The organism is Azospirillum rugosum (assembly GCF_017876155.1).
GTDB lineage: Bacteria > Pseudomonadota > Alphaproteobacteria > Azospirillales > Azospirillaceae > Azospirillum > Azospirillum rugosum.
The window spans coordinates 23666-49838 of sequence record NZ_JAGINP010000005.1; the positions used below are offsets into that span (position 1 = coordinate 23666).

Genomic DNA, 26173 nt, shown 5'->3' on the forward strand with positions numbered 1-26173 from the left:
AACTACATGGGTGCAGGGCACGGGTCAAATCGACTTGTCTGCATATATGTTCCGGAAAACGAAAACGCCGCCCCGGATCGCTCCGGAGCGGCGTTCTCAGGAACCCGGACGGGCGCCGTCGTTAGTCGACGACGGTCACGCCACGGCGGTTCTGGGCCCAGGCGGCCTCGTTCGAACCGAGGACGGCCGGCTTCTCCTTGCCGTAGGAGATGACCTTGACGCGCGACGGGTTGATGCCGCCGGCGACCAGGTAGTTCTTCACGGAGTTGGCGCGACGCTCACCCAGGGCGAGGTTGTACTCGCGGGTGCCGCGCTCGTCAGCATGACCCTCGATGGTCACGGTGACGTTCGGGTACTGCTTCAGCCACGAAGCCTGGCGGTCCAGGGTGGCGCGAGCCTCCGGAGCGAGGTCGTAACGGTCGAAGCCGAAGAAGACGCGGTCGCCGACGTTGACGACCAGGTCTTCCTGCGAGCCCGGACGGATCGAGCTGGTCTGGTTGGCGCCGGTGTTGGCGCCGGTGTTCGCGTCCTTCGGAGCGGATTCGCAAGCGGCGACCAGCGCGACGGCGGCGATGAGGCTCAGATACTTGATACGCATGTCTAATGACCCCCTAAGCGACACTCGATGTTTTGGCCGGACTGGTGGTGAGCGAGCGACGCCGACGTTTGCCAGACCCCGACAAACGTCAAACTGCCGACCTTCGTCTTAAGCGTCGATCTTGCGCGCGCAAAATAGGGCTAACCCACTAGGGAATCAAGGGCGACCATGCGGGGTCGGAGCCATCCAGCGGAGTGATCACACGCCGCTCGTTCGCGCCGGTCACGTCGATGGTGTAGAGCTTCGCGCTGCGCCCGCGGCCGTCGCCCGAGGGCACGTCGCGGAAGAAGCTGATCACGCGGCCGTTCGGCGCCCAGGTCGGGCCTTCCACGTGGAACGACTCGGTCAGGATGCGCTCGCCCGTGCCGTCGGGGCGGACCACGCCCAGGGCAAAGCTGCCCCCGCGCTGGCGCGTGAACGCGATCAGGTCACCGCGCGGCGACCACACCGGCGTGCCGTAGCGGCCCTCGCCGAAGGTCAGGCGCTTCGTGCCCGAGCCGTCCGCGTTCATGACGTAGAGCTGCTGGCTGCCGCCGCGGTCCGACTCGAAGACGACGCGCTGGCCGTCCGGCGAGAAGCTGGGGCCGGTGTCGATGCCCGGCGAATCGGTCAGCTGGGTCTGGCGGCGGGTGCGCAGGTCCAGGGCGTAGATGTCGGTGTTGCCGTTCTGCGCCATGCTCATGATGACCTTGTTGCCGTCCGGCGAGAAGCGCGGGGCGAAGGTCATGCCGGGGAAGTCGCCGAGGACCTCCTGGCGGCCGGTGTCGATGTTGAACAGGTACACGCGCGGCTTCTTGTTGAAGTACGACATGTACGTGATTTCCTGCGCCGTCGGCGAGAAGCGCGGGGTCAGCACCAGCGTCTGGCCGTCGGTCAGGAACTGATGGTTCTCACCGTCCTGGTCCATGATCGCCAGCTGCTTCTTGCGCGCGTTCGCCGGGCCGGATTCGGCCACATAGACGATGCGCGTGTCGAAATAGCCCTCCTCGCCGGTCAGACGCTTGTAGATGGCGTCGGCGACGATGTGGGCGATGCGGCGCCAGCTGTCCGCCGTGGCGGTGTAGCTGAGGCCCTGCATGTACTGGCCGCCGGCCACGTCCCACAGGCGGAAGTCCACCTTCATGCGGCCGTCGCCCATGGCGGTGGTGTTGCCGGCGACCAGCGCCTGGGCGCCGACGGCGCGCCAATCCTGGTAGCGCGGCTCGCCGGAGCGGAGCTGGTCGGGCGTCTGCAGGAAGCCCTTGGGGTCGAGCGGCCGGAACAGGCCCGACCGCTCCAGGTCGGCCGAGACCACCTTGGAGATGTCCGAACCCATCTGCGCCTCGCGTCCGCCGGAGCCGGCGAAGCTGGTGATGGCGATCGGCAACGGCTCGACCACGCCCTTGGTGATGTCGATCCGCACCTCGGCGAGCGCCGGGGCAGGCCCCGCGACGCCGAGGGCGAGCAGCAGGGCGCCGGTGCAGCCGGCAACCTTCAGCAGTAGCCTCGTCTTCATCGTCATGGTCAGAACATATCCCTCGGGTCGAAATTGAACACGAAGTAACGCCACTCTTCGTACTTGGCGGGCGTGAAGTCGCCGGAGAACTCGTTGATCGGCAGCGGGCTGGCCCGCTTCACCGCGCGCAGCGCCGCGTCGGCCGATGCACGGAAGGCGGCGTCCGACATGTAGCGGGACCGGTACTTCTCGTTGATCGTGGCGTTCAGCACGCTGCCGTCGCGGCCCAGCTCGACGATGATCTCCACCTGCATGTTTCCGGCGTCCTTGCGGCCCGGATCGAAGTTCCAGTTCTTGCTCACCGCACCGCGGATGCCGTCGATGGCGCGGCCCGACGGCTTGAACGGCTTGTCGGGTCCGTTCACCGCCTTGGCGGCCCCGGCCGGCGCCGACGGAGCGGCGGCGTGCTGGGTCGGCTTGGCGTCGGCCTTGCTGTCGGACGGCGCCGCCTTCGGAGCGTTCTTCTGAACGTTCTTCAGCAGGTCCTGCAGCGGGTCGGCCTTCGCGGTTTCCTTCTCCGGCGCCTTCTGCGGCTTCTTCGGCTCGGCCTTGGGCGTTTCGGGCTTGGCCGGCTCAGGCTTCGGCGGTTCCGGCTTGGGCGGCTCGGGCTTGGGCGGTTCCGGTTTCGGAGGCTGCGGCTTGGGCGGCTCCGGCTTGGGTTCCGGCTTCGGCGGCTCGGGCGGCTTCGGGGTCGGAGTCGGTTCCGGATCGGGCGGCGGCGGGGGCGGAGTCGGCTTGGGCGGCGGCGTCGGCTCGCGCGGGGGCGGCGGCACCTGAGCGACCTTCGGCGGCTCCGGGACCTTCGGTTCGGGCTTGGGCGGCGGGGGCGGCGGTTCCGACGCGGCTTCCGGCGGCGGCGGGGCCGGCGGAGTCGGCTTCGCCTCCGGCACCGGCGGCTTCGGCGCCTGCGGCTTGGGCTCGCCCTTGTCGACGCGCGCGGCCTGAGTCACCTCGCCCATGTCCACGATCTCGATCGGGATGGACTCCGGGATCTCCAGCTTGCGATCGCTGGGCGGCATGCCGAGCACGATCAGCGCGATCAGCGCGACGTGCAGCGTTGCCGAGGCGATCAGGAATTTGCGCATGGGTTTCGCCTTGGACTCAGCGCTTCGCCCCGCCGACGCGCGGACCGGCCGCGGTCGGGCCGTTGGGCATCTCTGCGACCAGGCCGACCTTCTTGAAGCCGGCGGCGCTCATGGTGCCCATCACCTCCAGCATCTTGCCGTAGGCGATCTTGGCGTCGCCGCGCACCAGGATGCGGGCTTCGGGGTTGTTGTTGGTGACGGCGATCAGCAGGGCGACCATGTTGCCCATCTCCACCGCCGTTTCCTGGACGTAGACGCGGCCGTCCGACTGCACGGTGACGAACAGCGGATCCTTCTGCGCCTCCAGCGGCGCCGCGTTGGTCTTCGGCAGGTCGACGGGCACGCCGACGGTCAGCAGCGGTGCTGCCACCATGAAGACGATCAGCAGCACCAGCATGACGTCGATGAAGGGCGTCATGTTGATTTCGGCCATCGCGCGGTAGCCGCGGCGCTTGCCGCGCCCGTGACCGCCCTTGCCTGCGAGCTGGGCTCCCATCTCAGGCGGCCCCCCGCTCCTCGAGGTGCCGCGACAGGATCGCCGAGAACTCGCCCGAGAAGGTCTCCAGCCGGTCGGCATAGCGGCCGAGGTCGGTGGTGAACTTGTTGTAGGAGATGACGGCGGGGATGGCGGCCAGCAGGCCCATGGCGGTGGCGAACAGCGCCTCCGCGATGCCCGGCGCCACGACGGCGAGGCTGGTGTTGCCCGAGGAGGCGATCGAGGTGAAGGAGTTCATGATGCCCCACACCGTGCCGAACAGGCCGATGAAGGGGGCCGTCGAGCCCACCGAGGCGAGGAAGGTCATGTAGCGTTCGGCGCGCATCATCTCGCGGCCGATGGTCACCGACATCACGCGCTCCACCCGCTGCTGGAGCGAGCCCTTCATGCTGCCGATGCCGCGGTCGGCGGCGTGCCGCCATTCGCGCATGCCGGCGGCGAAGGTCGCCGACATCGGGTCGGACGGCGACTGGCCGATGCGGTCGTACAGCGCGTCCAGCGAGCCGCCGGACCAGAAGCTCTCCTCGAAGGCGTCCGCCTGGGCGTTCAGCCGGCGGATGCGCATCAGCTTCTCGATGATGATGGCCCAGCACCACACCGAGGCGACCAACAGCATGAGCATCACGGACTTGACGATCAGGTCGGCCTGCCAGAACAGGCCCCACATCGTGATGTCGTGGGCCTTCGCCGCGGCCCCGACCACCTGGGCGGAGTTAAGATCCATCGCTGTCAGTCTCGCTTCTGCCTTGTGCACAAATTAATGAGCGCCTCGCGGACCGGCGCCGGTAGGCGCGCGGGTCGTCCGGCCCGGTTGATCGTCGCCAATTGCACCTGCGCCCGCGCGAGGTCGCGGCCGTCGCGGCGGGCGATTTGTGCAACTGCGAAGGAAGCCCCGCCGGTATCGGTGATTCGCGTCACCACTTCAAGCGTATCCTCGAGCTTGGCGGGAGCGACAAAATCGATCTCCACCCGTCGTACCGCAAATGACACACCGTCGCTGGCGGTCAGTCCGGCGTTGGTGAATCCCGTCAGGCGCAGCATCTCGGTCCGCGCCCGTTCGAAGAAGCGGAGGTAGTTGGCGTGATACACCAGTCCGCCAGCGTCCGTGTCCTCGTAGTAGACCCGCAGGGGAAGGCGGTGCTGCGCGTTCTCGTCAAACCAGCCCGACAGATTTGCGGACTCCTTATCCAGGGAATCAGACATCGTCGTCATCCTCCGGATCGGCCCCGGAACCGGCCCCAGAATCGGAAAGCCGGTCGAGCAGGTCGAACTGCCGCGTCGGCGCGGACGGCGGGTTGAGCCCCAGGTAGCGGAAGCCCTGGTCGGTCAGCATGCGTCCGCGCGGGGTGCGCTGCAGGAAGCCTTGCTGGATCAGGTAGGGCTCCACCACCTCCTCCAGCACGTCGCGCTGCTCGCCGAGCGCGGCGCCCAGCGTCTCCACGCCGACCGGGCCGCCGTTGTAGTTGCCGGCGATGATGCCGAGGTAGCGCCGGTCCATGCTGTCCAGGCCCAGCCGGTCGACCTCCAGCCGGGTCAGGGCGGCGTCGGCGATGCGGGCGTCCACCTCCGGCACGCCGGCCACCGCGGCGAAGTCGCGCACGCGGCGCAGCAGCCGGCCGGACACGCGCGGCGTCCCGCGGGACCGGTTGGCGATCTCCCGCGCGCCTTCCGGCGTGATGGCCATGCCCAGCACGCCGGCGGCGCGGCGCACGATCAGCTCCAACTCGTCCGGTTCGTAGAATTGCAGGCGCACGGGAATGCCGAAGCGCTCGCGCAAGGGGCGCGTGATCAGGCCGGAACGCGTGGTGGCGCCCACCAGCGTGAAGGGCGGCAGGTCGATGCGGATCGACCGCGCCGACGGCCCCTCCCCGATGATGAGGTCGAGCTGGAAATCCTCCATCGCCGGATAAAGCACCTCTTCCACGGCGGGATTGAGGCGGTGAATCTCGTCGATGAATAGGACGTCGTGCGGCTGCAGGTTGGTCAACAGAGCCGCGAGGTCGCCCGCCCGCGCGATGACCGGGCCGGAGGTGGCGCGGAAGCCGACGCCCAGCTCGCGCGAGACGATCTGCGCCAGCGTCGTCTTGCCGAGGCCCGGCGGGCCGAACAGCAGGACATGGTCCAGCGCCTCCCCGCGCGATCGCGCGGCCTGGATGAAGATCGACAGGTTCTCGCGCGCCTGCCGCTGCCCGATGAACTCGGCAAGCGACAGCGGACGGATCGAGGATTCGGTGGAATCGCCGGCGCCCGGCCCCGGCTGCACCAGCCGGTCGGGGCCCTGTCCTTCGGTATCGGCCGTCATTGGCTCAGTTCCTTAAGGCCATGGCGGATCAGCTCCGACACGTTGGCCGCGTCGCCCAGCTTCCGCCCGGCCGCCACGACGGCGCCGAAGGCTTCCGACCGGCCGTAGCCGAGGTTGACGAGGGCCGAGACGGCGTCCGCCATGATGATGTTGTCGGGGGAGGCTCCGGCGCCCGCCGGCGCCGCCTTGCCGCCCGCCGGAGCGGTCGCGGCCGAGGCGCCGAGGGCGAGGTTGCCGACCTTGTCCTTCAGCTCGTTGATGATGCGCGCGGCGACCTTCGGCCCCACGCCGTCGGCGCGGGTCAGCGCCGTCTTGTCCTGGGACGCGATGGCGCGCGTCAGCTGGTCCGGGTCCAGCACGCCGAGGATCGACAGGGCGAGGCGCGAGCCGACGCCCTGGATGGTCGTCAGCATGCGGAACCAGTCGCGCTCCGCCGCGTCGGCGAAGCCGTAGAGGGTGATGCGATCCTCGCGGATGAAGGTCTCCACCACCAGCGCCACCCGCTCCCCCGCCGCCATGCGCGACAGCGTCCGGTTGGAGCAGGCCGCCTGATAGCCGACCCCATTGACGTCCACGACCACCCAGTCGGTCCCGACCGAATCCACAACGCCGGTGAGCTTGGCGATCATGGGGAATTCTCCTTATCCCTCTGTTGCTGGAGAGGGTCGCGGCGCCGGACGGAGGTTGTGGAGAGCGCCGTGCGAATCGTCTCCAGGACGCCTTCGAGATTATCGTTCACGTCGTTGTTCCAGAAACGCAGCACACGAAATCCGGCCTGTTCGAGCATCCGTGTGCGGCGCTCGTCATATTGCGCCTGGTCGGCGTGTTGCCCGCCGTCCAGTTCGATCACCAGTCGGTGGTCGTGGGCGACGAAATCCACGATGAACCCGACAATGGGCTCCTGACGGCGGAATTTCGCACCCATCTGCGCGTTGCGCAGCTTTTGCCAGATGATCTTCTCCACCTCAGTGGAGTCGCGTCGAAGCTGCACAGCCCTGTTGGTTTGGAGCGGTGTCGGTTTGTCCTTAGCGCCGACCGGAAACACTCCCTCTCCCCTCTGGGGAGAGGGTTGGGGTGAGGGGGTCCCGCGAATGCCGAACGCCGCGCCGTGCCGGGGGGGGGGGGGGGGGGGGGGGGGGGGGCCGGGCGGCGGGGGGGGGGGGGGGGGGGGGGGGCGGCGGGCGCGGGGGCGGCCGCCGCGCGCGGCGCGGGGCCGCCCCCCCCCCCCCCCCCCCCCCCCCCCCCCCCCGGGGGGGGGGGGGGGGGGGGGCCCCCCCCCCCCCCCCCCGCGAATGCCGAACGCCGCGCCGTGCCGGGCCCCCTCACCCGGCCCTTCGGGCCACCCTCTCCCCAGAGGGGAGAGGGACTGAACCCCGGAGCCCTTCCGCCACATCTGCCAGCTGGCGCGATGATGCGCGTGGCAAATTGCCACGGCCAGGGCGTCCGCGGCGTCGGGGGTGGTGATGGCGCAGCCGGGGAGGAGCAGGCGCACCATGGCCTGGACCTGCGTCTTGTCGGCGCGGCCCTGACCGACCACGGCCTTCTTCACCATGTTGTTGGCGTATTCGGCCACCGACAGCCCGGCCTGTGCCGGCACCAGCAGCGCCACCGCCCGCGCCTGGCCGAGCTTCAGCGTGGAGACCGCGTTGGTGTTCACGAAGGTCTCCTCCACCGCCGCCTCGTCGGGGCGGTAGCGCTCCAGCACCTGGGTCAGGGCGTCGTGGAGTTGGCACAGGCGCTCGGCCAGCGGGCAGCCGTCGTCGGAATGGACGGCACCGTCCGCGACATGCGTCAGGCGGTTGCCGGCCACGTCGATGACGCCCCAGCCGGTGTGCCGCAGGCCGGGGTCCAGCCCCAAGAGGCGTACGGGCGGCTGCTGAACCGCCCCGGTCCGTCCGGCCTGGCCGAGCACTCCACAGTCCTCCGCTTCTTCGAGCCGGCGATCAGGCCGTCAGCTTCTGCATCAGCTCGTCGGAGATGTCGAAGTTGCCTTCGACGGTCTGGACGTCGTCGTTGTCCTCCAGCACGTCCAGCAGCTTCAGCAGGCTGGCGGCGGCGTCCTCCGACGGGGCGACGGTGTTCAGCGGCTTCCAGGTCAGGCGCGCGCTCTCCGCACCGCCGAACTTGGCCTCCAGCGCGTCGCGCACGACGGCGAAGTTCTCCACCGTGGTGGTGACCTCGTGGCCGTTCTCGTCGGACGCGACGTCCTCCGCGCCGGCCTCCAGCGCCTCCTCGAACACGGCGTCGGCCGCCGCGGCCGAGGCCGGGTAGTAGATCGCGCCGACGCGGCTGAACATGAAGCTGACCGAGTTCGTCTCACCCAGCGAGCCGCCGTACTTCGTGAAGGCGGAGCGCACTTCCGAGGCGGTGCGGTTGCGGTTGTCGGTCAGCGCCTCCACGATCAGCGCGACGCCGCCGGGGCCGTAGCCCTCGTACCGCACCTCTTCGTAGTTCGCGTCGTCGCCGCCGCCCGGCGTGCCCTGCTTGATCGCGCGGTCGATGCGGTCGCGCGGCATGTTCTGCGCGCGGGCCGCGAGGATGGCCGCGCGCAGGCGCGGGTTGGCCGCCGGGTCGGGCAGGCCGCCCTTGGCCGCCACGGTGATCTCTCGGGCGAGCTTGTTGAAGATCTTCGACCGCTTGGCGTCCTGCGCGCCCTTGCGGTGCATGATGTTCTTGAATTGGCTATGACCGGCCATGCGTCGAACGAGCCCCAGATGGAATCAAAGATACAAGGTCTAGTGAAACAGCTTGGAAAGCGGTGGGACACATGTACCAGTTCTTGTGCGCCACCGCACGCCTTGAGCGGCGGAGACGACACCTACCCATTTAGAAAGTCAATATGGCGAGATTGGGGCACCTCCCCGGCGTTCCCAAGGCACTCGCCCCACCGTTGCGCCGCGGACACAAGCCGATACGGCGCCCGCGCTCAACTCCGCGTCGGCATGGATTGGCTCAGGCGCCCGCCCAGCCGCAACGGTTCCATGCGGGTGGCAAGGCCCGTGCGGTCGTCGGTTTCGACGTAGCAGCCGCAGACGGTCGCCTCCCCTTCCGCGGGGCTCAGCCGCTCGGTGGGAAGCTTGCGGATCAGCTTCGCCATGGCGACTTCCTTCTTCATTCCGATGGCGCTGTCGTAGTCGCCGCACATGCCGGCGTCGCTCTGGTAGGCCGTGCCGCCGCGCAGGATCATGTGGTCGGCCGTGGGCACGTGGCTGTGGGTGCCGACCACCAGCGAGGCGCGGCCGTCGCAGAAGTGGCCCATGATCATCTTCTCGCTGGTCGCCTCGCCGTGCATGTCCACGAGGATGGTGTCGACCCCGCCCGCCCCCAGCCGGTGGGCGCGCAGCACCCGGTCGACCGCGGCGAAGGGATCGTCGAGCGCGTCCATGAACAGGCGCAGCATGACGTTCATCACCAGCACCTTGCGCCCGCCGCGCGCCTGCAACAGCACGAAGCCGCGGCCCGGCGTGCCCTCCGGGTAGTTCAGCGGGCGGACGATGCGCGGCTGCTGGTCGATGGCCGCGACCAGCTCCTTCTGGTCCCAGCTGTGGTTGCCGAGCGTCACCACGTCCACACCGGCCTCGAAGAAGTCCTGGGCGATCTTGACCGTGATGCCGAAGCCGCCGGCCGCGTTCTCGCCGTTGACCACCGTCAGGTCGGGGTCCAGACGCTCCCGCAAGGCCGGCATGTGCGCGATCACCGCGTCGCGCCCCGACCGACCCACCACGTCACCCAGAAACAAAAGCCGCATCGTCCCAAACCTTCAGTGCGAAATGCGGAGCGTGTCGCGCCCCAAATCTTAAAGCTTGAGCGCGAAGCGCTCCGTAACGATCCAATCCAGCCGCTCGTCGTGGTCGGCGCAGGGCACCGCCTCCACCTCCTGCGCGGCGAAGGCCACCCCGACGGCCAGGACCGGGCGGACCGCCCGCAGGGCGTCCAGCGTCCGGTCGTAATAGCCGGCCCCGTAGCCGAGCCGGTGCCCGGTGCGGTCGAAGGCCAGCATCGGCACCAGCAGCACCGCCGGCACCAGCTCCGGCCGGTCGGCGCCGGGCTCGTGGATCCCGTAGCGCCCGGCCGCCAGCGGCAGCGCCGGGTCCCAGGCGCGGAAGGTCAGCGCCTGCCCGCGCGGCCCCGACACGGGCAGCGCAATGGGCCGGCCGAGACCATGAAGATGGAGGAGCAAGGGCCGGACGTCGAGTTCCGATCCCAACGGCCAGTAGCCGGCGACCGGACCGTCGGGGAGGTCGACGTCGGCCAGCACACGGTCCCGGATGACGGCCGCGGCCGATTGACGCAGAGGATCGTCCGCGATGGCGTCGCGCACGGCGCGCGCCTTGGCTCGGGCGGCGTCCTTGATCGCGCGCGTGTCGGTCATCGTGGCCGGGAATGCGGTGGGAAATGGGAGGGTGGAAGGTGCCGCCTCGGCCGTTGGCATTGCTTATCCTCCATGACCTGCAGAGCAGGTGGGCGCCGTGTACCCGGACCAGGGTCCGGACAGGGACAGCTCCCGAGAGTCTAAGATTATCGGCCCTGGGGATTATTGCGACCTGACGAGCCAGGCAGCGACCTTCCGTGCACTAACTTAGGCGCGCTCGAGCCGCGCGGCAACCTCTTCGATGCGTTGGGCGACACAATCGACGGCGGCGGCCACTTCCGCCTCGTCGATCGAGGTCACAGGCGCGATGCCGCGCCCGGCCATGACGTCCTGCATCTCGTCGGCCAGCACGACCGCGGTCAGCAGCAGCATCTGCGCTTCCGACCCGGATTTGCCGCCGCCGGTCACCTGCTTCAGCCGCATGTCCACATAGGCGGCCAGCTCGCGCAGGCGCGCCTCCTGCCCGTCCTCGCAGAAGACGCGGTAGGCGCGACCGTTCACCTCGATATCGACCTGGGCCATGGGATCAGTTCTCCAGCACCGCTTCGAGCCGGCCGATGGCCGCCTCCAGCCGTTTTGACACGCTGTCCGCCGTTTCCTGGGCGCGCGCCTGCTCGGTGCGGGCCTCGCGCAGGGCCTCGGCCATGTCCTGCTCGCGCCGGGCCACCCGCTCCTCCCGGGCGGCCGCGGCGTGCTCCAGCCGGTCGACGGCCTTGGAAAGTCGGGCGAGCGCGTCTTTCAGAGAATCCATGGGCGGATAACCTTGGCGAAAGTCCGATGGGCAAAAGTCTGGCGGGCGGCCGGTCGATTGCTTCGCACATGCATAAAATCTTGTGCATTAGAGTTGGGCCGCTTGCACCGCGCCGTCAACCTGAAATGCGCCCCGGGCAAAGGGCCATCTCCATTCCCATGTTGACCTCGGCGGAAGGCTTCTGCATGGTGCGCGCGTTCTGCGGGAAACCCTGGTTTCCCGCCCGATCGGTGTTGCTTCCACCCCGCTTGCGTCAATCCCACTGGCTCGCGCGCCCGTCTTCAGGAACATTGCCCGATGTCCGCTGCTTCCGCCGCCACCCCGCCCGCCCCCATCCAGACCATGGCCAACGCCATCCGCGCGCTCGCCATGGACGCGGTCGAGGCCGCGAAGTCCGGCCACCCCGGCATGCCGATGGGCATGGCCGATGTCGCCACCGTCCTGTTCACCCGGTTCCTGAAGTTCGACCCGAAGCACCCGACCTGGGCCGACCGCGACCGCTTCATCCTGTCGGCCGGCCACGGCTCCATGCTCATCTACTCGCTGGCCTACCTGACCGGCTATGAGCGGATGACCATCGACGAGCTGAAGCGCTTCCGCCAGCTGGGCAGCCTGACGCCGGGCCACCCGGAGGTCGACCCGACGCTGGGCATCGAGATGACCACCGGCCCGCTGGGCCAGGGCGTGTCCACCGCCGTCGGCTTCGCGCTGGCGGAGCGCATCACCAACGCCCGCTTCGGCGACGACCTGGTCGACCACTACACCTACGTCATCGCGTCGGACGGCGACCTGATGGAGGGCGTCAGCCACGAGGCCTGCTCGCTGGCCGGCCACCTGGGGCTGAACCGCCTGATCGTGCTGTGGGACGACAACCACATCTCCATCGACGGCTCGACCGACCTCAGCTTCACCGACGACACGCCGGCCCGTTTCCGCTCCTACGGCTGGAACACGATCTCCGTGGACGGCCACGATCCGGAGGCGGTGGCCAAGGCGATCGAGACCGCGCGGGCCAGCACCGACAAGCCGACGCTGATCGCCTGCCGCACCATCATCGGCAAGGGCGCCCCGAACAAGGCGAACACCCACGGCTGCCACGGCTCGCCGCTGGGCGCCGACGAGGTCGCCGCGACCCGCGAGAACCTTGGCTGGCCGCATGAGCCCTTCGTCGTCCCGACCGACGTGCTGGACGCCTGGCGCGCCGCGGGTTCCCGCGCCGACGCCGCCTTCGCCGCCTGGGAGAAGCGCCTCGCCAGCCTCGACGACTCGGCCCGCAAGGCCTTCGAGGCCGCCGTCGGCCGCGGCGTGCCGGCCGGCCTCAGCGAGCTGGTCTCCGCCTTCAAGAAGAAGGTGTCGGAGGAGAAGCCGAGCTGGGCGACCCGCGTCGCATCGGGCAACGCGCTCGATGTGCTGGTTCCGGGCGTGCCGGAGATGATCGGCGGCTCCGCCGACCTGACCCCGTCCAACAACACGAAGGCCAAGAACACGGCCGACGTGAAGGGCCGCGGCGACTTCCACGGCCGCTACGTCCGCTACGGCGTGCGCGAGCACGGCATGGCGACCGTCATGAACGGCATGGCGCTGCACGGCGGCGTCATCCCCTACGGCGGCACCTTCATGCAGTTCGCCGACTACTGCCGCCCGTCGATCCGCCTGGCCGCGCTGATGAAGCAGCGCTCGATCTTCGTGATGACCCACGACTCGATCGGCCTCGGCGAGGACGGCCCGACCCACCAGCCGGTGGAGCATCTGGCCGCCCTGCGCGCCATCCCGAACCTGCTGACCCTGCGCCCGGCCGACGCCGTGGAGACCGCGGAGTGCTGGCAGATCGCGCTGGAGCGGGTGAACGGCCCGTCGGTCCTGGCGCTGACCCGCCAGAACGTGCCGACGCTGCGCACCGCGCACACGGAGGAGAACCGCTCCGCCCGCGGCGGCTATGTGATGGCCGAGGCCGAGGGTGAGCGCAAGGTGACGCTGCTCGCCACCGGGTCGGAGGTGTCGCTGGCGATGGAGGCCCGCAAGGCGCTCCAGGCCGAGGGCGTCGGCACCGCCGTCGTGTCGCTGCCGAGCTTCGAGCTGTTCGAGGCGCAGGACGACGGCTACAAGGCGTCGGTGCTGGGCAGCGGCGTGCGCGTCGCGGTCGAGGCGGCCGTCCGCCAGGGCTGGGACCGCTGGCTCGGCTATCCGGGCGCCACGGGCACGGCCTTCGTCGGCATGACGGGCTTCGGCGAGTCGGCACCCTATCAGGAGCTTTACAAGCACTTCGGCATTACCGCCGAGGCTGTGGTCGCCGCCGCGAAGGCGCGCCTGTAAAAAGACCGACCGTTATCGGATCAGCGCCCCGGGGCCGCTGGCCCGGGGGCGGAGAGTTGCCGCCCCGGGCCGAACGCCCGGGGTCGGGGAAAGCCAGACTGGAGGAATACAATGGCTGTTCGGGTTGCGATCAACGGGTTTGGCCGCATTGGCCGTCTGGTCCTGCGGGCCATTTACGAGAGCGGCCGCAAGGACGTCGAGGTCGTGGCGATCAACGACCTCGCCGATCTCAAGGCCAACGCCCACCTGCTGAAGTACGACAGCGTCCACGGCCGCTTCCCCGGCACCATCGAGACCCGCGAGGGTGAGCTGATCGTGAACGGCCACTCGATCAAGGTCGTGCAGGAGCGTGACCCGGCCAAGCTGCCGTGGAAGGATCTGGGCGTCCAGATCGCCATGGAATGCTCGGGCATCTTCACCAAGCGCGCCGACGCCGCCAAGCACCTGGAGGCGGGTGCCGAGAAGGTTCTGATCTCCGCCCCGGCGACCGACGAGGACATCACCGTCGTCTATGGGGTCAACCACGACCAGCTGAAGGCCGAGCACCGCATCGTGTCGAACGCGTCGTGCACCACGAACTGCCTCGCCCCGGTGGCCTTCGTGCTGCACAACCTGATCGGCATCGAGAAGGGCTTCATGACCACGATCCACTCCTACACGGGTGACCAGCGGATCGTGGACACCAACCACAAGGACCTGCACCGCGCCCGCGCCGCGGCCCTGAACATGATCCCGACCTCCACCGGCGCCGCCAAGGCCGTCGGCAAGGTGCTGCCGGAGCTGAAGGGCAAGCTGGACGGCACCGCCATGCGCGTGCCGACCCCGAACGTCTCGGTCGTGGACTTCAAGTTCACCGCCAAGCGCGCGACCTCCGTCGAGGAGATCACCAAGGCCATCAGCGACGCCGCCAACGGCCCGCTGAAGGGCATCCTCGGCGCCTACACCGAGGATCTGGTCTCCACCGACTTCAACCACGACCCGCACAGCTCGATCTTCGCGCTGAACGAGACCAAGGTCATCGACGGCAACTTCGTCCGCATCATGACCTGGTACGACAACGAGTGGGGCTTCTCCAACCGCATGAGCGACACCGCCGTCGCCATGGCGAACGCGAAGTAAGCCACACCGCTTCGGTCACGGAAAAGGCGCTCCGGAAACGGGGCGCCTTTTTCTTTGTTGTCGCACACGAACGGATTACAACCGCTGGGAATGGCGGCACGGGCGCGGCGGAGCTTCATGAGAATCCTGCAAACCATCCTGTCCAAGGGCTTTCGCGGCGCTGAGCGGCATGTGGCGGAACTGGCGAACGCCCAGGCGCGGCGGCACGAGGTGCTTCTGCTCCTGCGCCGGGACTGCGCCGACGGGAACGGCGTGTCCATCCGGGACTGGCTGGACCCGGCCGTCCGCGTCGCGACCCTGCGGCGACCCTTCTGGACTTGGCAGGCCTGGAGCACGGTCCGGCGCTTCCGCCCCGACGTCGTCCACGCGCATGGCGGGCGGGCCAGCCGCCTGCTGCCGCGGGTCGCCGGCCGGGTGCCGGTGGTCTCCACCATCCACCTCGACTACCGCCACGACAGCTACAGGCGCGTGGACGGGCTGATCTGCACGACGGACTGGCAGCGGACGGGCGTCTCCGCCGACTACCGCGGGCACACGGCGCGCATCGACCTGTGGTACCGGCCGCAGCCGCGCCTCGCCCCGGACGACGTCGCGCGGGAGCGGCAGGCGCTGGGCGGCGGCACCGCCTTCCTGATCGGATTCGTCGGCCACCTGATCCGGGCCAAGGGCTGCGACCTGCTGATCGAGGCCTTCCGGCGCGCCGCCCTGCCCGACGCCCGGCTGGTGGTCGTCGGCGACGGGCCGGAGCGCGCGGCCCTGGAAAGCATGGCGCCGGCCAACGTCCACTTCACCGGGTTCCGCGGCGACGCGCGTGACCTCTTCCAGGCCTTCGACCTGTTCGTCTCGCCGTCGCGGGACGAGCCCTTCGGGTTGGTGTTCCTGGAGGCGCTGGACGCCGGGGCGCCCATCGTGGCGACGCGGTCGCAGGGGGCGATGGCGCTGCTGCCCGGCTATCCGGCGGAGCTTGTGGCGCTGGAGGATGTGGACGCGCTCGCCGCGGCGCTGCGGGGCGCCCACGCTCAGCGTCGGCCGCGCTACGACGCGGATCTCAGCCGCTTCGACCAGGATGGCCGCCTCGCCGAGATCGAGGCCTTCTATCGGGATGTGATGGGAACCCGCGCTACCTGATCTTGGCGGCCCCGACCTTGACCGCGTTCACGCCGGTCGCCTCGCTCAGCCGGTCGGCGACCCAGGCGGCGACGCTCTTCCCTTCGCGCTCCGCGCAGGTGGCGATGGCGCGGTGGAGCGTCGGGTTGACGCGGATGGCGAGCTTGCCCGACAGCGGCTGGTCGGTGTTGCCGGCGATGTCGCAGGCCATCTCCAGATAGTCGTCCACCGCCTTGCGGAACGCGGTCCTCAACTCGTCCACCGAACGGCCGGTGAAGGTGATCCCGTCGCGCGTGTTGATGACTTCCCCGACGAAGATGCCGGCGTCGTTGTCGAAGTCGATCTGGGCCTTGTAGCCCTTATAGTCCATCATCGGCGGCGACCCCAGGGGATGCGTTCGGCGGGGAGGATAGCCTCGCCGGTGACGCAGGGGTTTGACCTGCCTCAATTCACGCACGCGCAACAGGACCATGGCCCGGATGACAACGCCCCCAACGACGGCGCCCCCAACGACGGCGCCCGCGATTCGCGTGCACAGCCTCGACGACGCCCGGGCCGCCTGCGCGGCAGCGGCCGACCTCGGCGTGACGGTGCGGCTGGTCAGCGCCCCGGCGGGAGCGGCGCATGGCGGGGCCCTGTGGTTCCGCGAGTTGGTCGCGCGGGCGGCGGCGGAGTGGCCGTCGGCAGCGCCCACCGCCGTGCTCGACTGTTCCGACCGGGCCGGCGACGCGCAGGGCGCGCTTGCCGCCGGGATCGGCGTGATCCTGTTCACCGGCCCGGCGCCGGTCGCGGCGAAGCTGGCTGACATCGCTGGACGGACGGGGGCGACCGTGCTCACCGGACCGCTCCCGGCGCTCGACCTTCGCGGGGTCCGCGATCCGGTCGCGGCCTGCCGGGACTATCTGGCGAAATGGAGCCCCGGCCAAACGTCCGCGGGGTGATCGGCGCCCCTCGGCGCCATTGTCTATCACCAAAGGATACCGCTTTTTCCCCAAATCAACCCGATCAAAGGTGGTGTACTGTTACACCAACGGACATGAAGCGGTACTCACCCCGATGACCACAACGACCCCCCTGCGCCCCGAGACCGGCTTCGACGAGCATCCCCCGCGCCACGAGCGCCCGGACGGGTTGAGCCGCGCCATCCCCTTCCCCGAGCCGCACGTCGAAAAGATCCGCGGCGTGAAGCTGATCGCCCTTTGGTTCGGCCTCGCCGCCGGGGCGTGGTGCATCGCCGCGGGCGTCGGCTACGGCCTCTACGTCGTGGTGCAAACCGTCCTCTAAGCGGCGGTTGCTTGCCGCGGCCAAAGGTGCGCCGGGACGCCGGCGCGCCTTTGCACGGCTTTTCGCAGGACCCGCAAGACACCGGCGCGTGACGCCGCCCGAGCGTCGCGGAGATCGAACGGCCTATTCTTGAGTACCTTCACTGTTTGATATGAATTTCGTTTGTATACTTCATATGAACGTGACATCGGCGAGCCCCTGGCCGAAGCGGCTAGACAGACCGAATAAGCCCGTTTGCTGCCGCGAAACGCCGCATTACACCCCTCCCGACGTTGCAAATGGGGCTGCGCTGGGCTATTAGGGCCGCATTTCCGAACAAAGCCCCAAGGGGAAGAGCCACATGAAGCTCACTCGCCGCGTTAAAGAAATTCTTGCGAACTACGAGAGCGACAATCCGGGCGTGAAGGCCAACCTCGCCCGCATTCTCATGGAAGGCAAGCTGGGCGGCACCGGTAAGCTGGTGATCCTTCCGGTGGACCAGGGCTTCGAGCACGGCCCGGCGCGCAGCTTTGCGCCGAACGAGCCGGGCTACGACCCGCATTACCATTACCAGCTGGCCATCGACGCGGGCTGCAACGCCTACGCCGCTCCGCTCGGTTCGCTGGAGGCCGGCGCGTCGACCTTCGCCGGCTCGATCCCGCTGATCCTGAAGATGAACAGCGCCAACAGCCTGTCGCGCCAGAAGGAAGACGCCGACCAGGCCGTGACCGCCTCGGTCCAGGACGCCCTGCGCATCGGCGCGTCGGCCATCGGCTTCACGATCTACCCGGGCTCCGACTCCATGTACAACCAGTACGAGGAGATCCGCGAGCTGTCGAAGGAGGCCAAGTCGGTCGGCCTTCCGACCGTGCTGTGGTCCTACCCGCGCGGCGGCAACGTGTCCAAGGACGGCGAGCTGGCCATGGACGTGATCGGCTACGCCGCCCACATGGCCGCCCTGCTCGGCGCCCACATCATCAAGGTCAAGCTGCCGTCGGCCCATCTGGAGCAGGCGGAAGCCAAGAAGATCTACGAGTCCAAGGGCATCCAGATCGCCACCCAGGCCGACCGCGTCCGCCACATCATGCAGTGCGCCTTCAACGGCCGCCGCATCGTGGTCTTCTCGGGCGGCGCCACCAAGGGTGAGGATGCGGTGTTCGAGGACGCCCGCGCCATCCGCGACGGCGGCGGCAACGGCTCGATCATCGGCCGCAACGCCTTCCAGCGTCCGCGCGAGGAGGCCCTGAAGCTGCTGGACCGGATCATGAAGATCTACCAGGGCAAGGAGTAAAGGTTGCCCCAAGGTAACGAACCGACCTGTCGGCTCTACCTCGTGACGCCGCCGGCCCTGGAGCCGGCGGCGTTCGCGCCGTTGCTGGCGGAGGCGCTGGACGCCGGCGACGTCGCCTGCGTGCAACTGCGCCTGAAGGACTGTTCCGACGACGCCATCCGCCGGGCCTGCGACGCGCTGCGTCCCATCGCCCAGGACCGCGGGGTCGCCTTCATCCTGAACGACCATCCCCAGCTGGCGCGCGAGACCGGCTGCGACGGCGTGCATGTGGGGCAGAAGGACACGCCCTACGATCAGGCGCGCAAGATCCTCGGTCGGGACGCCATCGTTGGCGTGACCTGCCACGACAGCCGCCACCTGGCCATGGAAGCCGGCGAGGCCGGGGCGGACTACGTCGCCTTCGGCGCCTTCTTCCCGACCTCCACCAAGGAGGCCGAGTACAAGGCCGAGCCGGAGCTGCTGCGCTGGTGGTCGGAGCTGATGGAGGTCCCCTGCGTCGCCATCGGCGGCATCACGCCGGAGAATTGCGGCCCGCTGGTCAAGGCGGGGGCGGATTTCCTGGCGGTGGTCAGCGCCGTGTGGCATCACCCGGGCGGCCCCGGCGCGGGCGTGAAGGCCTTCAACACGGCCATCGCCGAGGCCTCGGCCGACTGAACGCGACGATATGGACCTGCTCTCCTTCCATGGCCTGGCCTTCGACACGCTGGGCCTGCTGTTCGGCGTCGGCCTGCTCGCCGGCTTCGTGGACGCCATCGCCGGCGGCGGCGGCCTGCTGACCCTGCCCGCCTTGCTGTGGGCGGGGCTGTCGCCCGCCGAGTCGCTGGCCACCAACAAGGTCCAGTCGAGCTTCGGGTCCTTCTCAGCGGCGCTGAAGTTCACGCGCGGCGGCGCGGTGAAGCCGCGCGAGATGGTGTGGATGATCGCCTGCACCTTCGCGGGATCGGCGCTCGGCGCCATCGTCGTGCAGATGCTCGACCCCGGCTTCCTGCGCAACGTCATCCCGGTCCTGCTGGTCGGCATCGCCATCTGGCTGATGGTCACGCCCAAGGCCGGCGACATCGACGCGCAGCAGCGCATCGGGGAGCGCGCCTTCGCCCTGCTCGCCGGGACGGGGATCGGCTTCTACGACGGCTTCTTCGGGCCGGGCACCGGCACCTTCTTCGCCATCGCCTTCGTCTCGCTGCTGGGCTTCAACCTGCGCAAGGCGACGGCGCACACGAAGGTGCTGAACTTCACCAGCAACATCGCGGCGCTGCTGTTCTTCCTGATGGGCGGGCACATCGTCTGGGCCGCCGGCCTGCTGATGGGCGTGGGGCAGTCGCTGGGCGCACAGCTCGGCGCGCAGATGGTCATCCGCAACGGCGCGGCCATCGTGCGGCCGATGCTGGTCGTCGCTTCCCTCGCCATCACGGCGAAGCTGGTCTGGACCGACGAGCAGGGCTACATCCGCGCCGCCATCGGCGCCTTGGTCGCTTGGTTCGCCTGACCGGTCAGCGTCAGGCGATCAGCCGCACGGCCACCACCACATAGGCGCAGTAACCGGCCGCGAAGACGCCGACCCGCGCCGGGGTCAGCAGGCTGCTCCGCGCCTCCCCCACCACGACGCGCCGGTTCAGCGCCATGTAGCCGAGAAGCACGGCGCCGAGGAACCCCAGGTTCAGGGCGTAGAGCCCCACGTTCCCCACGGCGGCGCCGACGATCGCCAGCGGCAGCATGGCGAGCGTCAGGGAATAGATGCCGTCGGCCACCGCCGCCGACACCGCGGACGTCGCCCGGCCCGACCGCGACAGCCGCCACGCGCTGAAGCTTTCCGGCAGGGCGCACAGGAAGCCGGTGATGAACAGGCCGCCGACGAGGTCCGAGATGCCCAGCGCCTGGTTGAGCTGGCGGGAGGCCAGGACCGCGACCAGCGCGCCCGCCGCGATCGCCGCGAAGCCCGGCAGCGCCGCCAGCGTCTTGCGCCCCGGCGACTGGCAGGGCACCCGCTCCCCCGGCGCCCGGAGCGCCCGCACCATGTAGGCGGCGCAGACGAGCGCCAGGATGAGGCCGTCCAGCGGCTGCAACCCCTCCCATCCCGGCGTCAGCGTCAGCGCCGCCAGGAGCGCCACCACGAACAGGTAGGGCAGCATCTGGAGCCACACCGCCTGCTCCTTCACCTGGGGCATGGGGGGCGGCGGCGCCGAGTCGGGGTTCTGACGGTGCTCCGCCACCGCGCGGCGGCGGTGCCAGCGGGTCGAGACGTAGGAGATGACGAAGATCAGCGGCAGCGCCGGCACGTTCGAGCCGAGCGCCGTGCCCAGCCCAATGTCCGGCCAGCCCAGCGCCACGCTGGCGATGTTGACCGAAATCTCCGGGCTGGCGGTCGCCAGGCCGAGGAGCGCGCCCCCGCCGGTTTCCGCGATTCCCCAATGCTTGCGCAACTCGCCAAGCAGGGCGCAGACCCGCTGCGATCCCCATTGCATCGCCCCGATCCCGACGAGGATGAGGGCGAACCAAAGCACCAACGCTGCCGTTCCCTGCATGCCCACGCAAACACCGGGCGAGCCCGGGTGTCACGGTCGTTCCGGACGACGGGCGGGTAATCTTATTCCCCTCCCCGGATCATCTTACGGCTTATGTCGCACGGCGAGGGCTTTCGCTTGGAATCCATAAACCGTCGGTGGCATACATCGTTCGCCGATCGCCAGACAGCGCCGGGGCTTTACGTTAACGTCAATTTGTGTATCATTGCGTTAACAACAATTCGGGGGAGAAACAATTGCCCAAGAATACTCCAAAGGCGTATCTGCTGGCCGCCGCGGCCGCCGCCGTCGTCTCGGCCCCGCTGCCGGGTATGGCCTCCGGTTACCTGCTCAAGGAGCAGAGCGCGTCCGGCCAGGGAACCTCCTTCGCCGGTGTGACCGCGAACGCCATGGGCGACGCGACCGCCCTCTTCTTCAACCCGGCCGCCCTGGGCGCCGTGAACGGGAACGAGGCGGTCGGTGTCCTGTCGGGGATCTTCCCGTCGGCCAAGACGACCAACGCCGTGGGCACGCGCGCGGCACGGCTGGGCGGCGGGCGCATCAGCGGGACGTCCAATTCGGACGACATCGGCGTGGACGCGGCGCTGCCGTCGGCCTATTTCGCCTACACCGTGTCGCCGGACGTGAAGGTCGGGCTGGCCGTCACCGCCCCCTGGGGCCTGTCCACGGATTATCCGGAGAACTGGGTCGGCCGCTACCACGGCATACATTCCAGCCTCCAGACGCTGAACATCACGCCGACCGTCTCCTACAAGCTGCTGCCCGACCTGACCGTCGCCGGCGGCATCCAGTTCCAGTACGCAAAGGCGCGCCTCAGCCAGGCCGTGGACTTCGGCTCGATCCTCGCCTCGACCGGTGCTGCGGTCCTGCCGGGATCGCGCGACGGCATGGGTGAGGTGAAGGGAAGCGACTGGGGCTTCGGCGCCACCGCCGGCCTTCTGTACGAGCCGGCCAAGGGCACCCGCTTCGGCCTGTCCTACCGCTCCTCGATCTCGCACGAGCTGGAAGGCGACGCGAAGTTCGAAGGCGTGCCGGCCGTTCCGGCGATGCGCGCCAGCTTCGCCAATTCCTTCGTGAAGGCGAAGGTGACGACCCCGGACATCATCGGATTCGGCGCCTACCACGAGGTCACCAGCGACTTCGCGGTCATGGCCGACGTCCAGTGGACTAACTGGTCGCGCTTCAAGGAGCTGCGGATCCGCTACAGCAACCCGCTGCGCACCGATTCGCTGACCGAGGAGCAATGGGACGACGCGTGGTTCTTCGCGCTCGGCGCCGCCTACAAGGTGAACGAGAAGCTGACGCTGCGCGCCGGCGTGGCCTATGACCAGACCCCGGTCCAGGACCAGTACCGCACGCCGCGCATCCCCGACGGCGACCGCTACTGGCTGTCGGTCGGCGCCGGGTACCAGCTGACCGACAACATCCGGACGGACATCGGCTACACCCACGTGTTCGCCAACACGACCAAGGTGAACCTGAGCGACAACCTGACCGGCGCCGACGCCTTCCGCGGCAACCTGAGCGCCGAGTACAAGGCGAGCGTGGACATCATCGCCCTGCAGACGAAGATTTCGTTCTGATCGCTTAGAACCGTAGGTCGGGTGAAGCGCAGCGCAACCCGACAGCCTTCGCTTCGCCTGGGCTGTCGGGTTGCGCGTTGCTCCACCCGACCTACGGGTGTCTCACCGGGCCACCGGCAGCCAGAGCACGTCGTCGATGCTCTCCGCCCCGCTGCACAGCATCACAAGGCGGTCGAAGCCGAGCGCGATGCCGCTGCTTTCCGGCATGCCGTGCTCCAGCGCCGCCAGGAAATCCTCGTCCACCGGGAAGCGCTCCCCATAGAGGCGCTGCTTAAGGTCCATGTCGGCCTCGAAACGGGCGCGCTGGGCGGCGGCGTCGGTCAGCTCGCCAAAGGCGTTCGCCAGTTCCAGCCCGCAGGCGTACAGCTCGAACCGTTCGGCCAGGCGCGGGTCCTCGGGCTTGGGGCGCGACAGGGCGGCCATGCAGACGGGATAATCGGTCAGGACGCAGGGCACGCCCTCGCCCAGATGCGGCTCGATCCGGTCGAACATGATGCGGAAGACGATGTCCTCCCACCGGTCGCCGGCGTGGGGGTGGACACCGATGCGCTCCGCCTCCGCCGCCAGGGCCGTCGGGTCCGGGTCGTGGCTGCCGTCGAAGGTCGCCAGCAGGTCGATCCCCGCATAGTCCAGGAACGCGTCCTGCACCGTCAGCACGCGCCACGCCTTGAAGGGGTCGCAGGTCATGCCGCGGAAGTCGAACCGGCTCCGCCCGGCGGCGACGGCGGCGGCGCGCACCAGATCCTCGCAGTCCTGGATCAGCGTCTTGTAGCCCTCCCCCGCCCGGTACCATTCGAGCATGGAGAATTCCGGCGAGTGGGTCCCCGACCGCTCCCCGTTCCGGTAGACGTGGGCGATCTGGTACAGCCGCGGCACCCCGGCCACCAGCAGCTTCTTCATGGCGAATTCGGGGCTGGTGTGCAGGTAAAGGCGGCGGCGGTCGTCCGGGTGCGGCCCCTGGAGGTCGGTCGCGAAGGCCTGGAGGTGCGGCTCCATGCCCGGGGAGACCTGGAGCGCCGGCGTGTCCACCTCCACGAAGGCGTTCTCCTTGAAGACGCGGCGCAGCGCGCCCAACACGCGGCCGCGCACCGCCAGATGCGGGCGGCGGCGGGCGAAGGCTTCGGGATGCCAGGGTGGCGGGGTGGCGGGCATGGCGCGGATCCGGGTGAGAAGGAATGCCGCTGCTTACCAGGGACGGGTTCGAGAGAAAACGGACAATCTGGCGCCGCGCGGGCGTGCCGGAGGGGTAAAGCCGCACAAAGAAGGCGCATCGCGCCGAATTTGCCTCCACCCGGCGTTGCCTCGGGGCCGGCAAGCTGCTAGGTTCCGCGCCGCCTGTCTCTTGGAAATCACGAGTACGTCATGAAGGTCAACGCCAACACGATGCGTCCCGGCCATGTGCTTGAGCACAACGGGAAGCTCTGGGTCATCACCAAGACCGCCATCGTCCAGCCCGGCAAGGGTGGAGCCTTCATCCAGCTCGAAATGAAGGACGTGCGCACCGGCACGAAGTCGATCGAGCGCTTCCGCACCCAGGAGACGGTCGAGCGCGCCCGCCTGGACGAGCACGAGATGACCTTCCTGTTCGCCGAGGGCGACAGCTACACCTTCATGGACAAGGAAAGCTACGAGCAGATCGCCATTCCCGGCGAGATCGTCGGCGAGCAGAAGGTGTTCCTGCAGGACGGCATGGAAGTCACCGTGCAGTCCTTCGAGGGCGCGCCGCTCGGCGTGGAGATCCCCGGCAAGGTGACGCTGCAGATCGTCGAGGCCGACCCGGTGGTGAAGGGCCAGACGGCCTCCTCCTCCTACAAGCCGGCGAAGCTGGAGAACGGCGTGTCGATCCTGGTGCCGCCGCACATCGACACCGGCACCCGCGTCGTCGTCGACACCCAGACCGGCGAGTACGTCGAGCGCGCCAAGGACTGATCGTCCTGCACGATTTTGCGCACCGGCTCTCGCCTCGGGCGTGGGCCGGTGTATTCTTTTTCCGGTTTCGCACGAGATAAAGCACCGCCCATGGCCACCCGCTCCGCCCTTATCAACGTGATGGTCCGCGCCGCCGAAAAGGCCGCCCGCGGCCTTGTCCGCGACTTCGGCGAAGTCGAGCACCTCCAGGTGTCGCGCAAGGGACCGGCGGACTTCGTCTCCCAAGCCGACCTGAAGGCGGAAAAGCTGCTGCGCGAGGAGCTGCAGCGGGCCCGCCCCGAGTTCGGCTTCCTGATGGAAGAGACGGGCGGCAGCAAGGGCAGCGACCCGACCGCGCGCTGGATCGTCGATCCGCTGGACGGCACCACCAACTTCCTGCACGGCCTGCCGCACTGGGCGATCTCCATCGCCGCGGAGAAGAACGGCGAGATCGTCGCCGGCGTGGTCTACGAGCCCGTGCACGACCAGATGTTCTGGGCGGAGAAGGGCCAGGGCGCCTTCCTGAACCACCAGCGCCTGCGCGTGTCGGAACGCCGCAACATGGCCGACGCGCTGCTCGCCACCGGCATCCCCTTCAAGGGCCGCGGCGACCACCAGGGCTTCCTGGTCGAGGCCGAGGCTCTGATGAAGGAGGTCGCGGGCATCCGCCGCTTCGGCGCCGCCTCGCTCGACCTCGCCTACGTCGCGGCGGGCCGCTATGACGGCTATTGGGAGCGCGGGCTCGCCCCGTGGGACGCGGCGGCCGGCCAGCTTCTGGTCACCGAGGCCGGCGGCTTCGTCGGGGAGATCGGCGGCGGGCGCAACCCGGTGTTCGGCGGCTCCATCCTGGCGGCCAACGCCCACCTGCACCTGCCGATCGCCAAGATCCTGCGCGGGGCTGCCGACCGCAAGGTCACCGGTGCCCCCACCGCCACGGGTACGGCCCCCACGCGTACGACGGGCGTCTGATCCTATAAGCCCCTGTGCCCAAAGGGGTATTGAGGCCGCGCTTTGGTGGGGAAACCCGCCGCGCGGCCCAAAGGACGTTGTCGCTACGCCAATCGAAGGGCTATGGTACCAACGCTTTTCCGTGTAAGTGGAAACTCTGCGTTGGTCATCATGGGGATTGCAGGACGCATGAGCCGTTCTCCGAATGCGCCTTTCCGGCGGCCATCAAGGCAGCCATTGTGGCGGGCGGCATGGATGCGCGTCCTTTCAACCGCCGCGCTCGCGGCGACCGTTGGCGCGACCCTGTCGGCGCCCGCCGATGCCGAGATCAACCCGGCCGCCGCGCAAGCGGCGCAGCCCCCGTCCGAATCGGCGAAGCTGACGCTGGAAAACGCGCAGCCCCTGCCCGTTCCGCCGCGGCCGGACGTCGGCGCCCGCAAGGCCCCGCCAGCCCCGGCGCGCTTCAAGGCGCCCACCGTGCTGACCGCGCCGGAGCTGCCGCAGATCCAGGTCGGAGCGACTCCGGCGCCGCCTCCGCCGCCGGCCGGCGCGCCGCCGGTGCAGAGTGCCGCGAAGTCCCCGGCGCCGAACGCCGCTCCGGCCCCCACTCCCGGGCAATCCGCCCCGCCGCCGCAGACCCGCACGCAGACTGCCGCTCTGCCCCCGGCCGCCCAGCCGCCCTCCCAGGCGCCGCGCCCGGCGGCGAAGACCGCGCCGCTGAGCCTCACCTTCGACCCGACGGCCAGCAGCCTGCCCGATTCGGCGGAAGCGCCGCTGTCGGGCATCGCCGAGCGCATGCGTGGCAACCCCACGCTGCGGCTTCAGCTGCGCGCGTACGCCGAGGGAACGCCGGACACGGTCCGGGAGGCGCGGCAGCTGTCGCTCGCCCGCGCGCTGGCCGTGCGCGAACGGCTGGGTGCCGCGGGCGTCGCCAGCACGCGGGTGGACATCCGTGCGTTGGGCATCGACGCCGCCGGCGGCACGCCCGACCGCGTGGACATCGAGTTTCTGAACGAGTGA

At 69.3% G+C, this 26173-nt stretch carries 29 protein-coding genes, 1 other RNA gene and 1 pseudogene; 12 read left to right on the top strand and 19 right to left on the bottom strand.

Annotated elements, in window-relative coordinates:
* Positions 1 to 121: 121 nt before the first annotated feature.
* The 16 genes and pseudogenes from pal to J2851_RS08295 all read right to left on the bottom strand — a co-directional run bounded on the left by pal (position 122) and on the right by J2851_RS08295 (position 11099).
* Positions 122 to 598 (bottom strand): peptidoglycan-associated lipoprotein Pal, encoded by a 477-nt coding sequence (pal, locus tag J2851_RS08220; RefSeq protein WP_209765616.1) that lies wholly within the window; start codon positions 596 to 598, stop codon positions 122 to 124.
* Between the two features lie 148 nt (positions 599 to 746).
* Entirely contained in the window at positions 747 to 2099 is a 1353-nt protein-coding gene (gene tolB / locus J2851_RS08225) for a Tol-Pal system beta propeller repeat protein TolB (RefSeq protein WP_209765618.1), read from the bottom strand.
* A gap of 2 nt (positions 2100 to 2101) precedes the next feature.
* Positions 2102 to 3178, bottom strand: coding sequence for a TonB C-terminal domain-containing protein (locus tag J2851_RS08230; protein ID WP_209765620.1), 1077 nt, complete (start codon positions 3176 to 3178; stop codon positions 2102 to 2104).
* 16 nt (positions 3179 to 3194) lie between these two features.
* On the bottom strand, positions 3195 to 3674 hold the full coding sequence (tolR, locus tag J2851_RS08235) for a protein TolR (protein ID WP_209765622.1): 480 nt from the start codon (positions 3672 to 3674) through the stop codon (positions 3195 to 3197).
* 1 nt (position 3675) lies between these two features.
* On the bottom strand, positions 3676 to 4398 hold the full coding sequence (tolQ, locus tag J2851_RS08240; RefSeq protein WP_209765624.1) for a protein TolQ: 723 nt from the start codon (positions 4396 to 4398) through the stop codon (positions 3676 to 3678).
* Between the two features lie 5 nt (positions 4399 to 4403).
* Positions 4404 to 4877 (bottom strand): tol-pal system-associated acyl-CoA thioesterase, encoded by a 474-nt coding sequence (gene ybgC / locus J2851_RS08245; RefSeq protein WP_209765626.1) that lies wholly within the window; start codon positions 4875 to 4877, stop codon positions 4404 to 4406.
* Positions 4870 to 5976: a Holliday junction branch migration DNA helicase RuvB gene (ruvB, locus tag J2851_RS08250; protein ID WP_209765628.1), complete on the bottom strand. Its 1107-nt coding sequence runs from the start codon at positions 5974 to 5976 to the stop codon at positions 4870 to 4872. The genes ybgC and ruvB overlap by 8 nt, the downstream gene beginning before the upstream one ends.
* Complete coding sequence (gene ruvA, locus J2851_RS08255; RefSeq protein WP_209765630.1) at positions 5973 to 6605, bottom strand: Holliday junction branch migration protein RuvA; 633 nt, start codon at positions 6603 to 6605, stop codon at positions 5973 to 5975. The genes ruvB and ruvA overlap by 4 nt, the downstream gene beginning before the upstream one ends.
* Positions 6602 to 7021, bottom strand: coding sequence for an endonuclease domain-containing protein (locus tag J2851_RS36520; protein WP_209766034.1), 420 nt, complete (start codon positions 7019 to 7021; stop codon positions 6602 to 6604). The genes ruvA and J2851_RS36520 overlap by 4 nt, the downstream gene beginning before the upstream one ends.
* 327 nt (positions 7022 to 7348) lie before the next feature.
* Positions 7349 to 7888, bottom strand: a pseudogene (gene ruvC, locus J2851_RS08265) (crossover junction endodeoxyribonuclease RuvC); the annotation flags it as partial.
* Positions 7889 to 7919: 31 nt separating this feature from the next.
* Positions 7920 to 8672: a YebC/PmpR family DNA-binding transcriptional regulator gene (locus J2851_RS08270; RefSeq protein WP_209765632.1), complete on the bottom strand. Its 753-nt coding sequence runs from the start codon at positions 8670 to 8672 to the stop codon at positions 7920 to 7922.
* 230 nt (positions 8673 to 8902) lie between these two features.
* On the bottom strand, positions 8903 to 9724 hold the full coding sequence (locus tag J2851_RS08275) for a TIGR00282 family metallophosphoesterase (protein ID WP_209765634.1): 822 nt from the start codon (positions 9722 to 9724) through the stop codon (positions 8903 to 8905).
* 48 nt (positions 9725 to 9772) lie between these two features.
* Positions 9773 to 10348 (bottom strand): 5-formyltetrahydrofolate cyclo-ligase, encoded by a 576-nt coding sequence (locus tag J2851_RS08280; RefSeq protein ID WP_209765636.1) that lies wholly within the window; start codon positions 10346 to 10348, stop codon positions 9773 to 9775.
* A gap of 34 nt (positions 10349 to 10382) precedes the next feature.
* A non-coding RNA gene (gene ssrS / locus J2851_RS08285) (6S RNA) lies at positions 10383 to 10542 on the bottom strand.
* Positions 10543 to 10555: 13 nt separating this feature from the next.
* Positions 10556 to 10870, bottom strand: coding sequence for a cell division protein ZapA (locus J2851_RS08290; RefSeq protein WP_209765638.1), 315 nt, complete (start codon positions 10868 to 10870; stop codon positions 10556 to 10558).
* Positions 10871 to 10874: 4 nt separating this feature from the next.
* Positions 10875 to 11099 carry a hypothetical protein gene (locus J2851_RS08295; protein WP_209765640.1) on the bottom strand — a complete coding sequence of 75 codons (225 nt, stop codon included), beginning with the start codon at positions 11097 to 11099 and terminating at the stop codon, positions 10875 to 10877.
* A 297-nt stretch (positions 11100 to 11396) separates the two neighbouring features.
* On the opposite strand from J2851_RS08295, the gene tkt reads away from it, so the two are divergent.
* The 3 genes from tkt (at position 11397) to J2851_RS08310 (ending at position 15659) form a co-directional block, all read left to right on the top strand.
* Positions 11397 to 13412, top strand: a complete 2016-nt coding sequence (gene tkt, locus J2851_RS08300) for a transketolase (protein ID WP_209765642.1) — start codon at positions 11397 to 11399, stop codon at positions 13410 to 13412.
* 111 nt (positions 13413 to 13523) lie between these two features.
* Positions 13524 to 14531 carry a type I glyceraldehyde-3-phosphate dehydrogenase gene (gap, locus tag J2851_RS08305; protein ID WP_209765644.1) on the top strand — a complete coding sequence of 336 codons (1008 nt, stop codon included), beginning with the start codon at positions 13524 to 13526 and terminating at the stop codon, positions 14529 to 14531.
* A 117-nt stretch (positions 14532 to 14648) separates the two neighbouring features.
* Positions 14649 to 15659 carry a glycosyltransferase gene (locus J2851_RS08310; RefSeq protein ID WP_209765646.1) on the top strand — a complete coding sequence of 337 codons (1011 nt, stop codon included), beginning with the start codon at positions 14649 to 14651 and terminating at the stop codon, positions 15657 to 15659.
* Here the strand turns inward: J2851_RS08310 and J2851_RS08315 are convergent.
* Positions 15652 to 16011, bottom strand: a complete 360-nt coding sequence (locus tag J2851_RS08315) for a type II toxin-antitoxin system HicB family antitoxin (protein ID WP_209765648.1) — start codon at positions 16009 to 16011, stop codon at positions 15652 to 15654. The genes J2851_RS08310 and J2851_RS08315 overlap by 8 nt on opposite strands.
* A 157-nt stretch (positions 16012 to 16168) precedes the next feature.
* On the opposite strand from J2851_RS08315, the gene J2851_RS08320 reads away from it, so the two are divergent.
* The 5 genes from J2851_RS08320 to J2851_RS08340 all read left to right on the top strand — a co-directional run bounded on the left by J2851_RS08320 (position 16169) and on the right by J2851_RS08340 (position 19678).
* Entirely contained in the window at positions 16169 to 16579 is a 411-nt protein-coding gene (locus tag J2851_RS08320; protein WP_209765650.1) for a hypothetical protein, read from the top strand.
* A 115-nt stretch (positions 16580 to 16694) separates the two neighbouring features.
* Positions 16695 to 16922: a hypothetical protein gene (locus tag J2851_RS08325; RefSeq protein ID WP_209765652.1), complete on the top strand. Its 228-nt coding sequence runs from the start codon at positions 16695 to 16697 to the stop codon at positions 16920 to 16922.
* A gap of 340 nt (positions 16923 to 17262) precedes the next feature.
* Positions 17263 to 18192: a class I fructose-bisphosphate aldolase gene (locus tag J2851_RS08330; RefSeq protein ID WP_209765654.1), complete on the top strand. Its 930-nt coding sequence runs from the start codon at positions 17263 to 17265 to the stop codon at positions 18190 to 18192.
* A gap of 3 nt (positions 18193 to 18195) precedes the next feature.
* Positions 18196 to 18846 carry a thiamine phosphate synthase gene (thiE, locus tag J2851_RS08335; RefSeq protein WP_209765656.1) on the top strand — a complete coding sequence of 217 codons (651 nt, stop codon included), beginning with the start codon at positions 18196 to 18198 and terminating at the stop codon, positions 18844 to 18846.
* 10 nt (positions 18847 to 18856) lie between these two features.
* Positions 18857 to 19678: a TSUP family transporter gene (locus J2851_RS08340; protein WP_209765658.1), complete on the top strand. Its 822-nt coding sequence runs from the start codon at positions 18857 to 18859 to the stop codon at positions 19676 to 19678.
* 10 nt (positions 19679 to 19688) lie between these two features.
* On the opposite strand, the gene J2851_RS08345 is transcribed toward J2851_RS08340, so the two are convergent.
* Positions 19689 to 20693 carry a hypothetical protein gene (locus J2851_RS08345; protein WP_209765660.1) on the bottom strand — a complete coding sequence of 335 codons (1005 nt, stop codon included), beginning with the start codon at positions 20691 to 20693 and terminating at the stop codon, positions 19689 to 19691.
* A 257-nt stretch (positions 20694 to 20950) separates the two neighbouring features.
* Between J2851_RS08345 and J2851_RS08350 the strand changes: the two genes are divergently transcribed.
* Positions 20951 to 22297, top strand: a complete 1347-nt coding sequence (locus tag J2851_RS08350) for an OmpP1/FadL family transporter (RefSeq protein WP_246500512.1) — start codon at positions 20951 to 20953, stop codon at positions 22295 to 22297.
* A gap of 102 nt (positions 22298 to 22399) precedes the next feature.
* Here J2851_RS08350 and epmA read toward each other — a convergent pair whose 3' ends face one another.
* Positions 22400 to 23449: an EF-P lysine aminoacylase EpmA gene (epmA, locus tag J2851_RS08355; RefSeq protein ID WP_209765661.1), complete on the bottom strand. Its 1050-nt coding sequence runs from the start codon at positions 23447 to 23449 to the stop codon at positions 22400 to 22402.
* Between the two features lie 210 nt (positions 23450 to 23659).
* On the opposite strand from epmA, the gene efp reads away from it, so the two are divergent.
* From efp to J2851_RS08370, 3 genes are all read left to right on the top strand, one after another.
* Entirely contained in the window at positions 23660 to 24226 is a 567-nt protein-coding gene (gene efp, locus J2851_RS08360) for an elongation factor P (RefSeq protein ID WP_209765663.1), read from the top strand.
* A gap of 90 nt (positions 24227 to 24316) precedes the next feature.
* Positions 24317 to 25174 (top strand): inositol monophosphatase family protein, encoded by an 858-nt coding sequence (locus J2851_RS08365; protein ID WP_209765665.1) that lies wholly within the window; start codon positions 24317 to 24319, stop codon positions 25172 to 25174.
* Between the two features lie 234 nt (positions 25175 to 25408).
* Complete coding sequence (locus J2851_RS08370) at positions 25409 to 26173, top strand: OmpA family protein (RefSeq protein ID WP_246500513.1); 765 nt, start codon at positions 25409 to 25411, stop codon at positions 26171 to 26173.

Excerpts from the sequence above, each read along its gene's own strand:
- J2851_RS08290 (WP_209765638.1), bottom strand. The coding sequence starts at position 10,870 with ATGGCCCAGGTCGATATCGAGGTGAACGGTCGCGCCTACCGCGTCTTC.
- J2851_RS08270 (WP_209765632.1), bottom strand. The coding sequence starts at position 8,672 with ATGGCCGGTCATAGCCAATTCAAGAACATCATGCACCGCAAGGGCGCG.
- tolR (WP_209765622.1), bottom strand. The coding sequence starts at position 3,674 with ATGGGAGCCCAGCTCGCAGGCAAGGGCGGTCACGGGCGCGGCAAGCGC.
- J2851_RS08325 (WP_209765652.1), top strand. The coding sequence starts at position 16,695 with ATGACCACAACGACCCCCCTGCGCCCCGAGACCGGCTTCGACGAGCAT.
- J2851_RS08310 (WP_209765646.1), top strand. The coding sequence starts at position 14,649 with ATGAGAATCCTGCAAACCATCCTGTCCAAGGGCTTTCGCGGCGCTGAG.
- J2851_RS08295 (WP_209765640.1), bottom strand. The coding sequence starts at position 11,099 with ATGGATTCTCTGAAAGACGCGCTCGCCCGACTTTCCAAGGCCGTCGAC.
- J2851_RS08365 (WP_209765665.1), top strand. The coding sequence starts at position 24,317 with ATGGCCACCCGCTCCGCCCTTATCAACGTGATGGTCCGCGCCGCCGAA.
- pal (WP_209765616.1), bottom strand. The coding sequence starts at position 598 with ATGCGTATCAAGTATCTGAGCCTCATCGCCGCCGTCGCGCTGGTCGCC.
- J2851_RS08230 (WP_209765620.1), bottom strand. The coding sequence starts at position 3,178 with ATGCGCAAATTCCTGATCGCCTCGGCAACGCTGCACGTCGCGCTGATC.
- J2851_RS08370 (WP_246500513.1), top strand. The coding sequence starts at position 25,409 with ATGCGCGTCCTTTCAACCGCCGCGCTCGCGGCGACCGTTGGCGCGACC.
- tolQ (WP_209765624.1), bottom strand. The coding sequence starts at position 4,398 with ATGGATCTTAACTCCGCCCAGGTGGTCGGGGCCGCGGCGAAGGCCCAC.
- J2851_RS08330 (WP_209765654.1), top strand. The coding sequence starts at position 17,263 with ATGAAGCTCACTCGCCGCGTTAAAGAAATTCTTGCGAACTACGAGAGC.
- tolB (WP_209765618.1), bottom strand. The coding sequence starts at position 2,099 with ATGACGATGAAGACGAGGCTACTGCTGAAGGTTGCCGGCTGCACCGGC.
- J2851_RS08275 (WP_209765634.1), bottom strand. The coding sequence starts at position 9,724 with ATGCGGCTTTTGTTTCTGGGTGACGTGGTGGGTCGGTCGGGGCGCGAC.
- ybgC (WP_209765626.1), bottom strand. The coding sequence starts at position 4,877 with ATGTCTGATTCCCTGGATAAGGAGTCCGCAAATCTGTCGGGCTGGTTT.
- gap (WP_209765644.1), top strand. The coding sequence starts at position 13,524 with ATGGCTGTTCGGGTTGCGATCAACGGGTTTGGCCGCATTGGCCGTCTG.
- efp (WP_209765663.1), top strand. The coding sequence starts at position 23,660 with ATGAAGGTCAACGCCAACACGATGCGTCCCGGCCATGTGCTTGAGCAC.
- epmA (WP_209765661.1), bottom strand. The coding sequence starts at position 23,449 with ATGCCCGCCACCCCGCCACCCTGGCATCCCGAAGCCTTCGCCCGCCGC.
- J2851_RS08315 (WP_209765648.1), bottom strand. The coding sequence starts at position 16,011 with ATGATGGACTATAAGGGCTACAAGGCCCAGATCGACTTCGACAACGAC.
- ruvA (WP_209765630.1), bottom strand. The coding sequence starts at position 6,605 with ATGATCGCCAAGCTCACCGGCGTTGTGGATTCGGTCGGGACCGACTGG.
- J2851_RS08280 (WP_209765636.1), bottom strand. The coding sequence starts at position 10,348 with ATGACCGACACGCGCGCGATCAAGGACGCCGCCCGAGCCAAGGCGCGC.
- ruvB (WP_209765628.1), bottom strand. The coding sequence starts at position 5,976 with ATGACGGCCGATACCGAAGGACAGGGCCCCGACCGGCTGGTGCAGCCG.
- tkt (WP_209765642.1), top strand. The coding sequence starts at position 11,397 with ATGTCCGCTGCTTCCGCCGCCACCCCGCCCGCCCCCATCCAGACCATG.
- J2851_RS08340 (WP_209765658.1), top strand. The coding sequence starts at position 18,857 with ATGGACCTGCTCTCCTTCCATGGCCTGGCCTTCGACACGCTGGGCCTG.